Here is a 15,473-nt window from a genome sequence, read left to right as displayed (position 1 = left end):
TGTTACGTTATGTTAACCGAACATGTATACCGTATACATCCAAAAATATACAACACATCACTTCTTCCAGATGTTAAAATAGAAAAATGGATCAAGAGGAGGATTTATATTTTTATGAAGAGGTTCTACAAAAAGGAAGTGGAGAAATTCACAAGCCTTTATAAAAAGCAATTCATCATTGTAGCAAGTTTATTTTTAATCATGACCTTTGTTGGATACTATATTGCAGGTTCTTTTCCCGAATTTGGAGAAAGATTTTCAAAGAATTGGGGAAAGGCAATGGATGTAAAAGGAATCACTCAAGATGTTAGTAGTGTAACAGCTACATTTGGAATACTTAAAAATAATGTTGTATCTTGTTCAATATATATTTTAGTTGGATTGATTCCTTTTTTCTTTATTCCTTATGCTTATTCTGTATTCAACGGAACAATAATTGGCGTTCTCATATATAGTGGATTTATAAAAGGGGTTTCTATTTTTAAATTGATTTTTTTAGGCTTACTTCCACATGGAATCACTGAATTGTCTGCGTTATTTCTTTCATTATCAATAGGATTATATATATGCACAAATGTATCTAAAAAGATTTTTTTTAGAAATGCCAAAATAAAATTAATTGAAGTATTTAAATATAGTTTTACAACTTTTGCTTTAATTGTTATTCCTTTAGTCATTATTTCTGCTATTATAGAAGGATTTATCACAAAAGCATTGGTTTCGAATTTCTTGTATTAAAGTGACTTCCAATAACGAATTTTACGTCAACTAGCTTCTTTTGTAGAGGCTAGTTTTTTTTGCTTAGCGTGGGTTTTTTCCGAAATGCTGGCGGTACCCCATAGCCATCAAGCTAAGAAAAGCAAATACCCCAAAACGAGAAAATTGACATCTCTAGGTGAAAATATACATTTTTTTATTTTGGGGACTTTATAAAATTCTTAAGTTGATGGAGATGTGGTGCTACCCCCACGATAAAAAGTCATGAGCTAACGAGCCCATGACTTTTTATATGCAATATCACAAATAATCTGGGAACACTTTACAGCCCTTTTCTTGCTCCATATCATGTCCAAAGAAAATAATCGGATTTTCTTTCCTAACAACATCTTTTAAACGTTTTATTGAAGATAAAGCTAAATCCGGATCAAATCCAGCAAACGGTACTTCATCTTCAAAGTTTTCTTTCGTATATGATGCATCAATAGTTAGTAACACTGGACCTGATTTTTCCGTCTCAATTAATAATGACTGATGCCCTGGTGTATGTCCCGGTGTATATATTAATTGAACACCTGGCACTACTTCATAATCCCCTTCAATGATTTTATAGTTTAAATTCGGCAATATACATTCTTTCAAATATTCCTCTCTGTGGAGTGCTGCCTCATATTCAGCACGCTGTACAATAATTGGTGTATTTGTAAAAACGCCATTTCCTCCTGCATGATCAAAATGCAAGTGAGAACTAATGACATAAAGAAGATCTTCTGGCCCATATCCGGCACGCTTTAAAATATTTACGATCCTATCGTTCTCATTCATTTTAGGTAAAATTTGACCTTCAACAAATGTACCTTTAAAAAGATTCTCATTATTAAGTGCACTTTCTGGCATACCTGTATCTACTAAAATAGGTCCCTCTTCTGTCTCCAAAAGATAACACCAAACAGGTAAGTTTAATAGTTTACCCGGTGTAAGTGTACTATTAACTGAAGAATGATCCAACATACAACGACCTGCTGGGACGAAATAAAGCTTCTTTACTGTCATTATGTATCCACCTTTACAAATAATTTAGGATAAAACAATACAGTATTTCGCTTATTAGAAATAAACTCCTTCTCACCTTTCATTATTTCAACTATTATTATTACAAATTCAGTGATACTGGTATATTTTGGGTTCTGGTGCAAAAAACATTTGATAGGGACATAGAACCTACATGGACTGTTCAATGACGGTTTATGATGCAATTCCAAACAATTTATGTATGAATCTAACTTCATTTTGGGCAGACTTCACCTGTGGATGAAGTTGTCCTTTTTTTAGCATATGCATGGCTTCAATACCACTCAATATAGAAGTAGCTGTTTCATACGACTTGAATCCTAACATAGAACGCACACGTTTCTTAATGAAACGGTGATCCTGTTCCACTATATTATTGAGATATTTAACTTGTCTTATTTGTATGCCTTCAGGCATACGTTTCTCTTCTTTTAACTCTTGAATCGCTACGGGATAGGCTGGGTTCTTGTCTACTGTTATAACACAAGGTTTACAAATATGAGAAGCAGCCAAGGCTTTCTTAAAAAAGCGCTTGGCCGCTTGTTTATCTCTTGATTCACTTAGATAAAAATCAATGGTATTCCCATCTGAATCGACTGCGCGATATAAATACATCCATTGACCTTTTACTTTCACATACGTTTCATCGACTCTCCAGGAATCATTTGTTGTCTTAAGATGGCATCGTACTCTTTCGTCTAATTCAGGTCCATATTCATGCACCCAACGCATAATGGTAGTGTGAGCAATAGACAAACCTCGTTCCTCCATCATTTCCACCAAATCACGAAAACTCAGGTTGTACCGTAGGTACCATCTTACTGTTAATAAGATAATATCAGGTTGATAGTGCTTCCATTTGAACAAATTTTCCTTTTTCATACCAATCACGCACCCTTTCTAGAGTAATAGTATCAGTATGTCCAAGTTTTATAGATTTATTGTAATTATCCTGAAGTTTTTGCACCAGAACCGGACTGAGTATGTTAGAGGTAGTTTTATGTTTAGAATGGAGTTCTGACACACGTTGCTAGCTTGATAGGTATAAATCAGAATCCCTGTTTGCAACCAAAGTGAAAGATTTTATTGCTATTGTACAAGGGTATAGATATAATATTTCATGTGTATAAATGATAACAATTATCATTATCGCAAAAGATGCTGCAGAAGATAAAGGAGTAATTAATGTTAGAAAATTTTTCTTTAGAAAATCGTCGAAATATTTATATAAAATTAAGTCTTTTCATTTTGATAACTCTAGGATTAATAGTGAGCATGTTTTTAGCTATAACATTCGGCGCAAAAGAGATGAATGTTCATACCGTATGGTCAGCCGTATTTCATTATAATCCTACACTAACATCGCAACAAATTATTTATGAATTGCGTCTTCCACGTGTGTTGGGAGCAGCAATTGTCGGAGCAGCTTTTGCTGTGGCAGGAGCTTTAATGCAAGGAGTAACCCGAAATCCCTTAGCCGATGCTGGAATATTAGGGATTAATGGTGGATCAATGTTTGTTGTTGCACTCTGTTTTGCATTTTTTCCAAGCATGCCATATTCCATGTTAATGGTCTTTTCGTTTATTGGAGCTGTGTTAAGTACATTATCTATTTTTATTATTGGCTCGGTTACTCCTGGAGGACTAACACCAATTAAGCTTACTATTTCAGGTGCCGTAATTGCAGCGCTTTTACATTCACTTAGCTCGGGTGTGGCCATATATTACGATTTGAGTCAAGACTTGGCCTTTTGGTATGCAGGAGGAGTAGCCGGGATAAAGTGGGCTCATTTGCGTATCTTAGCCCCTGTTATTTTGTTTACAATTATGTGGGCTATCTTTTTAGGACGATCTGTCTCTCTCATTTCAATGGGAGATGGTATTGCAATAAGCCTTGGGGTGAAAACAACGCGTGTTAGGGTAATTTGTATAACGGTAGCTGTGATTTTAGCAGGAGTTTCTGTGTCAGCTGTTGGCTCTATCGGATTTGTTGGACTTGTTGTTCCTCACCTTTCTAGAAAGTTAGTTGGAGGGGATTATCGGCTTATTATTCCGATGTCAGCATTATTAGGAGCGATTTTGTTAGTTTTAGCTGATTTAGGAGCTCGGACAGTTGATCCACCTCGAGAATTAGCTATTGGTATCATGGTTGCATTTATTGGTGTTCCCTTCTTCCTTTATATCGCACGTAAAGTAGGGAGGGATTTATAAGTGAAAGGCAAAATGAACAGAGATACAAAGAGAGCTTATGGCGTTACCATTCTATTTATTTCTATTAGCCTTGTTTCCGTATTGCTAAGTTTAAATACGGGAACGTTACGTATTTCTCCTGTAAAAGTAATTCAGACTTTGTTCGGATACGGGGATTTTGAAAGTTCAACGGTTTTATTTGATTACCGTCTACCACGAATATTAATCACAATGTTAGCGGGCGTTGGTTTAGGGATTTCGGGAGCAATTTTGCAAGGGTTATCTCGTAACCCTTTAGCAGACCCAGGGATTTTAGGACTACATTCTGGAGCATCTTTTGGTCTTATTATTTTTGCTACATATTTTCATTCAATGGATAAACAAGCGGCAATTCTTATTCCTTTATTTACGTTTGCAGGCGGAATACTAGCAGCATTCTTAATTGTAGTATTGGCTTATGAACGTTACAAAGGGATATTGCCGATTCGACTGATTTTAGTTGGAATTGCTGTATCGGCGGGCTTTAGTGCTATTACACTTTTTTTATCCCTTCGCTTAGACGAAGAAACCTACACGTTTGCTTCTAGGTGGTTAGTAGGTAATGTTTGGGGAAGAGACTGGATTCATGTTATAGCACTTCTTCCGTGGATTTTAATTTTAGCACCCTTTGCGTGGTTTCAATCCAAAACGTTAAATGTGTTATCGCTTGGAGATGATGTGGCAGCAGGACTTGGAGTTTCTGTTCAGAAAAGTCGGTTGCTGTTGTTAGCAACTGCGGTAGGATTGTCCTGTGCTAGTGTAGCAATGGCAGGAGGAATTGGTTTCATTGGTTTAGTTGCCCCGCATTTGGCCCGTCGTCTTGTCGGGGGGATATATCGGCATTTTCTGCCGCTTTCAGGATTAATCGGGCTAGTGATTTTAGTGCTTGCAGATGCAATTGGTCGATCTGTTTTTGGGGCCAATGCTATTCCAGCTGGGATAGTAGTGGCAGCAATAGGGGCACCTTATTTTCTTTATTTACTTATAAAAACTAAATAGACACAAGGAGAAGCTCATGAAAAAAAAGTTTGCGATATTATTTAGTATAATGCTGATTATTGTCTTGTCAGCTTGTGGTCAAAATAATGAAAAGGATAACAAAGCAACAAACAAAGATAAGACGAATAGTGGAGAACCTAAAATTGCTTCGTTATCCATTCACTTAACGAATGACTTACTTGCTTTAGGGATTACACCAGCTGGTTCAGTTATTGGAGGAGACTTAAAAGATTTTTTACCACACGTAAAGGACAAGTTAAAGGATACTAAAAAACTTGGACCTGTAAAGGATCCAAATATGGAAGCATTACTTGAATTAAAACCTTCTGAAATTTATTTAGATGAGGAATATTCAGGGGGGAATGTAGATGAATTTAAAAAAATTGCCCCTACACATGTTTTTAATCTTGATGAGGGAACATGGAGGGATCATTTAAGATCTATAGGTAAACAAGTGAATCGTGAAAAACAAGCAGAACAATTTATTTCAGATTATGAAAAAGAAACAAAAGAGGTTAAAGAATTATTAAATAATAAACTGGGTAAAGACAGTAAAGTAATGGCTATACGTGTTACAGCGAAAGAATTACGAGTTTTTAGTACAAAGCGGCCAATGGGTCCAATTCTATTTCAAGACTTAGGATTGAAACCTGCCAATGGTGTTGAAAAAATTGATAAAAACCAACCTTATCAAGTTATTTCTCAAGAAGTGCTTCCAGATTTTGATGCAGATGCTATTTTTGTCATTGTTAATAGAGATGATAAATCACAAACGGCTTTCAAACAATTAGAAAAAACAGCTATTTGGCAAGGATTGAAAGCTGTTAAAGAAAAGCATGTTTATATTATTCCAGATCAGCCTTGGCTTGATTACTCAGCACTAGGAAATAAAATGGCTATGGATAATGCAAAAGAAATTTTTTCTAAGTAGTAAAATTTAGTCGCTTTTATAAGAGCGTACATGAGGGTGTCCCAAAAGACAGTGCATAACACTACTCTTTTGGGATACCTTTAGTTTTTTTAGACTTGAACTAGCCCCACTTACTTTGTTGAAGTGGGAGATTCCTAAGTATAGAAACCTATCAGTTCAGCTTCTAATTGATTAAGTTATCCCCGTAGTTCCTACGGCTTGTTTTTTACTTTCCTCAGCTATTCGCGTTGAACCAGATGCATAGGTATTTCCTTTAAGGTTATTTCGATTTTACGTACCGTAATTGAAATAAAAATTTTATTACTATTCATTTAGGGGCACGGCAACATGCCCATCAACTTAAGAAAACAAATCCACCCCAAAACGAAAAAATGAGCTTTTTTATTACAAGCTAGGACAAAAGGTTCTGGTGCAAAAACTTCAGGATAATTACAATAAATCTATAAAACTTGGACATACTGATACTATTACTCTAGAAAGGGTGCGTGATTGGTATGAAAAAGGAAAATTTGTTCAAATGGAAGCACTATCAACCTGATATTATCTTATTAACAGTAAGATGGTACCTACGGTACAACCTGAGTTTTCGTGATTTGGTGGAAATGATGGAGGAACGAGGTTTGTCTATTGCTCACACTACCATTATGCGTTGGGTGCATGAATATGGACCTGAATTAGACGAAAGAGTACGATGCCATCTTAAGACAACAAATGATTCCTGGAGAGTCGATGAAACGTATGTGAAAGTAAAAGGTCAATGGATGTATTTATATCGCGCAGTCGATTCAGATGGGAATACCATTGATTTTTATCTAAGTGAATCAAGAGATAAACAAGCGGCCAAGCGCTTTTTTAAGAAAGCCTTGGCTGCTTCTCATATTTGTAAACCTTGTGTTATAACAGTAGACAAGAACCCAGCCTATCCCGTAGCGATTCAAGAGTTAAAAGAAGAGAAACGTATGCCTGAAGGCATACAAATAAGACAAGTTAAATATCTCAATAATATAGTGGAACAGGATCACCGTTTCATTAAGAAACGTGTGCGTTCTATGTTAGGATTCAAGTCGTATGAAACAGCTACTTCTATATTGAGTGGTATTGAAGCCATGCATATGCTAAAAAAAGGACAACTTCATCCACAGGTGAAGTCTGCCCAAAATGAAGTTAGATTCATACATAAATTGTTTGGAATTGCATCATAAACCGTCATTGAACAGTCCATGTAGGTTCTATGTCCCTATCAAATGTTTTTTGCACCAGAACCCGAAGTTTTCACTATCCTCTGGTATAAAAAAGCGTTATTCTTTCTAAACAAGCTAGATTAGAAAGGATGATGTTTTTTATGAATCTTTCGATTCAAAGTGAACTCCAATTATTTGCTGAAGAATTATATGAACATCTTACTCCTTCATTTCTGGAAAATCTCGCTAAAGAACTAGGGTTTATACAACGGAAACGAAAGTTTTTAGCTCATGATTTAGCTACTATCCGTGTTAACAAAGATCCTAGTCCGCCTGTTCAACCTCCTACAGAAGAATGGACGGAAACCTCATCGATATGAGAAGAAAACAGTCTTTGATATTTTGAGTGTTGTCTATGAGTATGGTGGACTTGGAAAACAAAAGAAAGTTGCATAAGTAAAAAAATGAAACCCGTTAGGAGTTATTTCGTATGCTTATTTTTAAAGAAAACACACATTTTAAGAATTTCTTCATTTATTTAAATGCAAGTTTATCTTATTTTTGCGCTTAAGTTGATGGGCATGTACACAAACCCCTATTTCTACAAAAAGAATAACGTTTTCTATGAATTATGGTTATAAATTCATCTTAGGTTGATAGTAATGTATGGTGATCCCTAATAATAAATTTCTAGCCACGTCTTCTCATTAGCTTTTTTACAACAAGATAGAACACAGCAAGAGCCACTGCAATAATAGCAAAATATTTAACATAGGGCCCTGCTACTTCATTTATATTCTCCCACTTTTCACCCAGTTTCCAACCTAAATATACAAATAATGCCGACCAAGGAATAATTGCAAGCGTAGTAAGCGTAATAAATCTAACATGTGACATTTTAGCAATACCTGCAGGTATTGAAATAGCATGGCGCACAAAAGGAATAAAACGTGCTGTAAATATTACACCAGTTCCATAACGATTGAACCATGCTTCCGCATGATCAATATGCTTTTTTTGAATGAAAATATATTTTCCATAACGCTCAAGTACTGGTCTTCCTCCATAACGACCAATCCAATATATAAATAGCTGTGCTATAACTCCACCAATTGTACCGAATACAATAGCACCGAAAAACGATATATTTCCTGATGATACTAAATATCCAGCATAAGCTAGTACAATTTCACTTGGGATTATTTCAATCATTAGTCCAAGCATAACTCCCCAATAACCAAGTCCTTCTAAAAACACTAAAATTGAATGGATTAAATTACCTAACATCTTTACACCTACCATATACAAAATTTTCAAACACACTAACAAAATAAAGAGATACCTTATTCCAGGCACTTCTTTATTTTACATAATATACAAATTATTCATAGTAAAATATGATAATGATAAAGTTTTCTTTGTTATGTACTGGCCTTCCTTTACATACCCCATAATTGGTAGTATCCAAAAAATCTCACTTCTTATCTTTTTTCAAATAAGAAGTGAGATTTTTTATTTTGAGGGCGACTTGATTTCTTAGCTTGATGGGCATGTATGGTGACCCCTTTTAGAGTAATAGTATTAGGATGTCCAAGACTTAGAGATTACTTGCAATTACCCTGAAGTTTTTGCACCAGAACCATGGATTATCATCAAACGTTATGGGATATGTACAGCCTCTTAATTCCAGCAAAATATAGAGAGAGTATAAAAGAATTCGATATCGTGACGGATGGGTACGATAATATCGTCGCTCACGTTATGCAAAATACAGAAAATCCCAAAGACTGGATAATAAGTTTAGATACGTTAGATTCTAACATAAATATAAATGAAGTGATGAAAACGTTAATTCATGAAACTGCCCATGTTTTAACATTGAACAACACCCAAATTTCTGTGGATCAGAAGTATATAAAAGATGTTATAGAGGAAAAGGACATTTCAGCCTATGAAGCAAAATGTACGTCGCTGGTTTTAATGGAAGGTTGTACAAAGAAAGATTCATATATAAACCAATTTTATGATCAGTTTTGGAAGCCGCTTGAAAGTGAATGGAAAGAGAAAAAAGTAGAGATAGATTTAGAAGCGCAAGTGCAATTTTTTAAAGAGCATGAAGACAAGTTTGTTTCTGAATATGCAACAACGAATGTGGCTGAAGACATTGCTGATACATTCACAGCGTTCATTTTACACGATTCGAACAAAGTGAAAGAATCACAAGAGTTAAAATATAAAAAGATTGCTTTCTTTTATCAATTTCCAGAGCTTGTGAAGATGAGAGCGGAAGTGTTGTCTGGACTGCAGCAAATTTCGGAGAAAGTGGAAGAGGCGTAGGATGCGTTGTGGATTGTTAATATGGGGAAGTTGAAGGTAAAGAAATAAAGCTTAGGATAGATACATCTTTATTTTTTGTAACACTAGTATGAACATAATCATAGCAGCTTCATTAAATATATGTAAGAATTATAGAGATGCAGAGAATTGCAGGGAGGTTGCAATTCTCTGCATTTTTCTTTGTAATAAATAATTTAGAATTCCTTTTATATTAAATTACAACACGTTCCGTTTTGACTACGATGACAATAGACAAGTTCGTACGTACAACGCAGGAAAGGGTTCAGGCCCTATGTTTAACTATAATCAGCCAGGGAAAGTAACGGGTTTAGTTGTCGGAATGAAGCCGTATGGTGAAATTTTAGGAACAATCCTCTTATTAGAACGTTATCGATATAATAAAGTATGAAAGTATGAAAGTATGAAAGTATGAAAGTATGAAAGTATGAAAGTATGAAAGTATGAAAGTATGAAAGTATGAAAGTATGCAAGTTTTAAAGTTAGAATTTTAATATCCCGATATAAATAAAATTGAAAAAAGAAATGTAAGATTATCTGATTACCTGTTATACTGTGAAGGCTACAGCAAGATTTATATTTTAGGAGGCTACATATGGGTAAGATGCGAAACTATTTTATGCAAGCGATGCTGCTTGTAGCAATGCTCTTTATGAGTAATGTTTTCAGTAAATCTGCGTTTGCTGAGACAGAACGTATTGATTGGATTAAAAGCGTTCATGTTACGCCGAGTGAAATTCCTTTTGGTCGTGATATAAGGGCAAATATTAGTGTTGTTGTTAATGAAGATAAAGTGAAGCCAAAAGCGGGCGATAAAATCGAGGTAAAATATGTTCTTCCGTATTTAAATGAAGAGAAAGAAGAAGTGTACGATACGATTTATTTAATTTATAACGACCAAACAAAACAATATGAATATTACTTCATGAGTGCCTTTAATTTTGAGCAAATTGGTACTTGGGAGATTGCTGAAATTAGCTCTCAGCAACAGCCATTAAAAGCGTATAACTCTAATGTATATGAAAATATGGAACTACCATTTTATGAAAGTATGGAAGATTTGAGCGGTGGTAATATTACACTATTAGAACCAAACGCTGGATGGAATTACATAGACACCTATGGACATGGTAGCTGGTATTATTTCAATGCTAATTTGGAACCTATGACAGGCTGGCTGCACGACGGGGGGAAATGGTATTACTTACACCCGAACGATGGTCGTATGCAAACGGGATGGCTGCAAGATAATGGAACATGGTATTACTTAACGAACAGTGGTGCAATGACAACTGGATGGGTATTAGATAAAAAGACATGGTATTACCTTGAGAACAATGGTGCGATGAAAACAGGCTGGTTATATGAAGATGGTATTTGGTATTATTTACAGAATACCGGAGCAATGGCAATGAATTGGAAAGAAATCGGTGGAAAGTGGTACTACTTTTACGGACAGAGTGGAAAAATGGCTGCGAATACTTGGATCAGTAAGTATTGGGTAGGAGCGGATGGTGCTTGGTCTAAGACAAGATAATCCAGAATACGTTGTAAATATATGGATTGATCTTTATGCTATATAAGAGAATGGAGAATATAATATGAATCAACAATTAGCAGGGTTTTGGAGACGACTTGGAGCAAATTTTTTAGATGGACTAGTATTAGTTCCATTTCTTGTGATTTTCATGGCGTTAGGTGTGTCTGAGAAGAAAGCAGATGATATAGTAGGTATGTTAGAAACGTTATACTATCTAATTGTTCCTATCGTATGGGGAGGATTTACAGTAGGTAAGAAAGCAGTAGATATTCGAATTGTACGTATTGATGGGAAGAATATTACGATTTGGACTACGTTAAAACGTTACCTATTAGGTGGAATTGTATATGGAATTACGTTTGGAATTGGTGTTATCGTAAGTGCATTTATGGTAGCATTACGAAAAGATAAACGCTCTATTCATGATTTCATTGCAGGAACAGAAGTTGTACGTGATTAGTAAGAAAAGCAACCTATTGTAGGTTGCTTTTTTGTGTATTCTATTATTTTTTGAAATCTCACTTTATCGACTTATATATTTCTTATTCTACAAAAAATACGAATTATTTTAAAATTTTTGTGTATAAATGTAAAAATAAGATAATTTTACTTGTAATATATGGTATCATTCCAATATAAGACGTTATGGAAAGAAGGGGAAATGATTGAAAAAATTTACAAATATTGCTTTTTCAGTAGGACTAGCAACTTCATTATTAATTCCTACTACTAGTTTTGCAGCCACGCCGCAATCTATTATAAAGCAAGCTGCTCAAAAAGATGCGAGACAAACAATGGACACATTTATTGTCAAATACTCTGAACGTATTACAAAAAAAGAACATGCCAATTTAGGAACAACAGTTGTTCAAAGTATTCCAGCCTTAAAATACGATGTTGTTCGTATTAACAAGGGACAAGATACAAAAGAGGTATTCAAAAAATATAAAAAACTAAAAAAAGTAACGAATATTTCTCCAAGTGTCCAATACACAACATTTGCTACAAATGACCAAAAGGTAAAGGACGCATATGCGCTTTCATCATTACATATTGAAGAGGCGTGGAAACATGCTGGTAATAAGCCTGTAACAGTGGCTGTCATTGATACAGGATTGAATGTAAAGCACCCTGAGCTGCAGCATAGCATGCTCCCGCCATATAATGTTGTAAATCCTGCTGGTGGTTTTAATCCAGAAGTTCACGGTACACACGTTGCGGGTATTATTGCTGCGAAGGAAAATAATGAATTAGGTGCATATGGAATAAATCCGAAGGCAAAAATTCTTCCTGTTGATGTTTTTGGAGGAGAACAGGGTGCAGCAGACTATAATATTGCGAAAGGGATATTGTATGCAGTAGACCATGGTGCTGATGTAATTAACATGAGTTTAGGAGGGCCAAGGCCGAGTGCAGTTGTCCAAGAAGCAATAAATAAAGCTATAGAAAAGAATGTTGTTATTGTAGCAGCAGCAGGAAATGATGGGGAAAATTTATATAGTTATCCAGCTTCTTATAACGGTGTTATTTCAGTTGGTGCAACAGATGCGGATAATAGACTTACAGATTTCTCCACCTACGGTCCAAGTATGGATATTGTGGCGCCGGGTGCGCAGATTTTTAGTACGATTTATACACCAGAAAAACCAGATACATATGCGAAGCTAAATGGAACATCGATGGCATCACCAATTGTTGCGGGTGTTGCTTCGCTTATCAAATCAAAATATCCAGATTTAAATTCATATCAAGTGGAAGCGCTTTTAAAAAGTACTGCTACTGATTTGGGAGAAAAAGGATATGATATTAAATATGGATATGGCCTTGTTAATCCAGTTGCAGCATTAGATTTTGATGTAAGTAAACTATCAAACTATGCAAAACCGACACCTGCTACATTAGAGAATGCAGAAGCAGTTACGTTTGAAAATAATAGTGCAACGAGAAAGGGCGCATTAACAAAACCATTTGAATCACAGAATTATAAAATTAACCTAGATAAAGGGAACTATGCACAATTTGCATTAGAATCAAGTGAAAACTTTGATTACAAACTACGCCTTCACTTCTATCCAGAAGGAAGTAAAGAAGCAACTGAAACGATTACAGTTAATGATACATTAGCAGGTAAAGTAGAAAGCGGTTTATTTAAAGCGAAAGAAAAAGGGACACTTGTTGTTGAAGTAACTGATGCAAATGGAAACTATGATCCAAATGGTTCTTCCGCTTACACATTAACAATGAATTTTGCAGATCATGTTAATGATACAATTGCTAGTGCAGAAAAACCATACAACGTAACTTCTTTACCGTTTCAATCAAATAATATTCAAGATGGTGCACCAACCTTCGTAGGAGAAGGAAATGTAGATACGGATTATTATCGAGTACGCTTCCCGTACGACGGTTATGGTCAGATTAATATGAGCGCAATTACAGGCGTGGATACATCCATTACAATCTATCCTGAAAATAAGAAAGAAGATATTAATTCTCATATTGTTGGTGAGAATAGCGGTACTCATGAGAAAGAAGCCGTTGCTTTTCCGGTTAAAGCAAGTGAAACATATATTGTCGAAGTAACAGGGAACGGTCCTAAGGAAGCTATGATGGGAGAACAGGCGGAAAATCGTATTTTTGGCTCTATATTGCCTTATGAGTTAACGATTGACATGGCAAATATGCCAAATGATGAAGACAATTTCCCGGCAGAAAATGCTTCGTTTGACCTTTTTGCTGGAGAAGAATTAACAGCGGCACAATCAGCACAAATGTTACAAAGTGCAGTGCCGATGAACATTGATGAGAGTAAGAAGGCATTTTTTCAACGAGATAAAGATATCGACCTTTATAAAGTAACAGCAAAAGAAGATACAATTATAAGTACGGAATTAGCGGGTGATCCACTTGGACAAACGATGCTAAAACTGTATGAATACAATGAAGAAGCTGGTGTTCTAACAGAGAAGATGGACGGTTCCTTGTTCAGTATGCTAGCTGCATTGTTTGGTGGCGGGGCGAAAGATGCTAATTCAAATTATATGTTAGAAGCAAATAAACAGTATGTGATTGCAGCAACATCATTAGGAAGTATTGCCGGTCATCCATATGAAATAAAGACGAAAACAGTGACACATGTAACACAAGATGAACACGGAATGAACAATGATCCTGAGACAGCGACGCCAATTGAGCTAAACAGCAGCATAAAAGATCGTTTAGTTACTGCATCTGATATAGATACGTATTATTTAAAAATGAAGGAAGATGCGCTAACAAGCTTTAAGCTTAAAACAGTTATGATGGATAATGCTGAGAAAGAGAAATATCCAAGTTCATTAACAATGCCGCCGTTTTACATGTTAGTAGTTGCGGAAGATACAAATGGAAATAAAAAATTAGATCCAGAAGAAGAAGAGAAAATGCTCCCTTACGAAAATCTACAAAGAGGAATAGCGGGATCTTTCCAAGGTAAGAAAGATGTGGGATATTTCTTTATGATTCAACAACACCCATTTAGCATGGGGGCAAGTTTAAATGTAAATGAATATGAATTATCTGTTTCAGCAGTTAACCAAGAAGATGAAGATAAAGATTCTGTTGTAAAAGACAATGTTCCATCTAAGCCAATTGAATTGAAAACAGAAAATCATAGAGAATGGAAAGCATCAGGTCTTTATAATGCAGGTGTTTCTTTTGGAGATAGTGATTATTATGTATTTACGAATCCAATAAAACAGGATGTCACAATTTCTTTAACATCACCAAAGGGTCTTGATTCTGTTCTCTCCATTTACAAAGATAATGGTGATCTTATTAAAAAAGTAGATTCCTATCTTACGAATGATGCTGAAGAAATTACACTTAACTTAAACAAAGGTAAGTACTATATTAAAGCGGAAGATGTGAAAGGGGCATCTAGTAATGACCCTTATCAATTAAGTGTTATGATAAAACCTCATGCAGGATGGAATGGTGAGGGCGGAAATTGGTATTATTTCCATCCAGATACATTAGAACTTGCAACAGGCTGGTTGCATGATGGCGGGAAATGGTATTACTTACATCCGAACGATGGTCGTATGCAAACGGGATGGCTACTAGATAATGGAGTATGGTATTACCTCCATAACAGCGGTGCAATGGTAACAGGCTGGGTATTTTACGGAGGAAACTGGTATTACCTTGAAAATAGCGGTGCTATGAAAACAGGTTGGTTATCTCAAGGCGGAAAATGGTACTATTTAAATCAAAATGGAGCAATGGCAGAAGGTTGGAAAGAAATCGGTGGAAAGTGGTACTATTTTGATAAAGATAGAGGAGAGATGGCTGCAAATACTTGGATAGGTAATTATTGGATAGATGCAGACGGCGCTTGGTCTAAGACTAGATAAGTGTTCGATTCATGATGTAATTGCAGGCGCATAAAGTGAAACTTCCATCAGTGGGG

11 protein-coding genes and 2 pseudogenes are annotated in these 15,473 nt (G+C 35.5%); 10 read left to right on the top strand and 3 right to left on the bottom strand.

Features of this window, described 5'->3' with window-relative positions; all coding sequences use genetic code 11:
- Window positions 1–9 precede the first annotated feature (9 nt).
- On the top strand, window positions 10–738 hold the full coding sequence (locus AB1284_RS19415) for a stage II sporulation protein M (RefSeq protein ID WP_429753390.1): 729 nt from the start codon (window positions 10–12) through the stop codon (window positions 736–738).
- Window positions 739–1,017: 279 nt separating this feature from the next.
- On the opposite strand, the gene aiiA is transcribed toward AB1284_RS19415, so the two are convergent.
- Together aiiA and AB1284_RS19405 are read right to left on the bottom strand one after the other, a co-directional pair.
- Window positions 1,018–1,770, bottom strand: a complete 753-nt coding sequence (aiiA, locus tag AB1284_RS19410; RefSeq protein WP_429753391.1) for a quorum-quenching N-acyl homoserine lactonase AiiA — start codon at window positions 1,768–1,770, stop codon at window positions 1,018–1,020.
- Between the two features lie 192 nt (window positions 1,771–1,962).
- A complete protein-coding gene (locus AB1284_RS19405; protein ID WP_429753392.1) occupies window positions 1,963–2,670 on the bottom strand; it encodes an IS6 family transposase in 708 nt (235 codons plus the stop codon).
- 393 nt (window positions 2,671–3,063) lie between these two features.
- On the opposite strand from AB1284_RS19405, the gene AB1284_RS19400 reads away from it, so the two are divergent.
- The 5 genes and pseudogenes from AB1284_RS19400 to AB1284_RS19380 form a co-directional block, all read left to right on the top strand.
- Window positions 3,064–3,999 carry a FecCD family ABC transporter permease gene (locus AB1284_RS19400; RefSeq protein ID WP_429753393.1) on the top strand — a complete coding sequence of 312 codons (936 nt, stop codon included), beginning with the start codon at window positions 3,064–3,066 and terminating at the stop codon, window positions 3,997–3,999.
- 12 nt (window positions 4,000–4,011) lie between these two features.
- Window positions 4,012–5,016, top strand: a complete 1,005-nt coding sequence (locus AB1284_RS19395; protein WP_429754416.1) for a FecCD family ABC transporter permease — start codon at window positions 4,012–4,014, stop codon at window positions 5,014–5,016.
- A 16-nt stretch (window positions 5,017–5,032) separates the two neighbouring features.
- On the top strand, window positions 5,033–5,947 hold the full coding sequence (locus tag AB1284_RS19390; RefSeq protein WP_429753394.1) for an ABC transporter substrate-binding protein: 915 nt from the start codon (window positions 5,033–5,035) through the stop codon (window positions 5,945–5,947).
- 494 nt (window positions 5,948–6,441) lie between these two features.
- Entirely contained in the window at window positions 6,442–7,149 is a 708-nt protein-coding gene (locus tag AB1284_RS19385; protein WP_429753392.1) for an IS6 family transposase, read from the top strand.
- A 140-nt stretch (window positions 7,150–7,289) separates the two neighbouring features.
- Window positions 7,290–7,442: pseudogene (locus tag AB1284_RS19380) on the top strand (IS4 family transposase); the annotation flags it as partial.
- A gap of 376 nt (window positions 7,443–7,818) precedes the next feature.
- Here AB1284_RS19380 and AB1284_RS19375 read toward each other — a convergent pair.
- On the bottom strand, window positions 7,819–8,415 hold the full coding sequence (locus AB1284_RS19375; protein WP_429753395.1) for a DedA family protein: 597 nt from the start codon (window positions 8,413–8,415) through the stop codon (window positions 7,819–7,821).
- A gap of 360 nt (window positions 8,416–8,775) precedes the next feature.
- Between AB1284_RS19375 and AB1284_RS19370 the strand changes: the two are divergent.
- The 4 genes and pseudogenes from AB1284_RS19370 to AB1284_RS19355 all read left to right on the top strand — a co-directional run.
- Window positions 8,776–9,465 (top strand): annotated as a pseudogene (locus tag AB1284_RS19370) (recombinase family protein); the annotation flags it as partial.
- 613 nt (window positions 9,466–10,078) lie between these two features.
- Window positions 10,079–11,020 (top strand): N-acetylmuramoyl-L-alanine amidase family protein, encoded by a 942-nt coding sequence (locus tag AB1284_RS19365; protein ID WP_429753396.1) that lies wholly within the window; start codon window positions 10,079–10,081, stop codon window positions 11,018–11,020.
- A gap of 64 nt (window positions 11,021–11,084) precedes the next feature.
- Entirely contained in the window at window positions 11,085–11,483 is a 399-nt protein-coding gene (locus AB1284_RS19360) for an RDD family protein (RefSeq protein WP_429753397.1), read from the top strand.
- A gap of 205 nt (window positions 11,484–11,688) precedes the next feature.
- Complete coding sequence (locus AB1284_RS19355) at window positions 11,689–15,417, top strand: S8 family serine peptidase (RefSeq protein WP_429753398.1); 3,729 nt, start codon at window positions 11,689–11,691, stop codon at window positions 15,415–15,417.
- The last annotated feature ends 56 nt before the right edge of the window (window positions 15,418–15,473 follow it).

The sequence above is a fragment of the Bacillus sp. S2(2024) genome (assembly GCF_050474045.1).
Lineage (GTDB): Bacteria > Bacillota > Bacilli > Bacillales > Bacillaceae_G > Bacillus_A > Bacillus_A yunxiaonensis.
This window is presented reverse-complemented; position numbering and strand designations above follow the sequence as displayed.

Coding starts and splice junctions, on each gene's coding strand:
- AB1284_RS19385 (WP_429753392.1), top strand. CDS start 6,442: ATGAAAAAGGAAAATTTGTTCAAATGGAAGCACTATCAACCTGATATT.
- AB1284_RS19400 (WP_429753393.1), top strand. CDS start 3,064: ATGTTTTTAGCTATAACATTCGGCGCAAAAGAGATGAATGTTCATACC.
- AB1284_RS19390 (WP_429753394.1), top strand. CDS start 5,033: ATGAAAAAAAAGTTTGCGATATTATTTAGTATAATGCTGATTATTGTC.
- aiiA (WP_429753391.1), bottom strand. CDS start 1,770: ATGACAGTAAAGAAGCTTTATTTCGTCCCAGCAGGTCGTTGTATGTTG.
- AB1284_RS19360 (WP_429753397.1), top strand. CDS start 11,085: ATGAATCAACAATTAGCAGGGTTTTGGAGACGACTTGGAGCAAATTTT.
- AB1284_RS19415 (WP_429753390.1), top strand. CDS start 10: ATGTTAACCGAACATGTATACCGTATACATCCAAAAATATACAACACA.
- AB1284_RS19395 (WP_429754416.1), top strand. CDS start 4,012: ATGAACAGAGATACAAAGAGAGCTTATGGCGTTACCATTCTATTTATT.
- AB1284_RS19365 (WP_429753396.1), top strand. CDS start 10,079: ATGGGTAAGATGCGAAACTATTTTATGCAAGCGATGCTGCTTGTAGCA.
- AB1284_RS19405 (WP_429753392.1), bottom strand. CDS start 2,670: ATGAAAAAGGAAAATTTGTTCAAATGGAAGCACTATCAACCTGATATT.
- AB1284_RS19375 (WP_429753395.1), bottom strand. CDS start 8,415: ATGTTAGGTAATTTAATCCATTCAATTTTAGTGTTTTTAGAAGGACTT.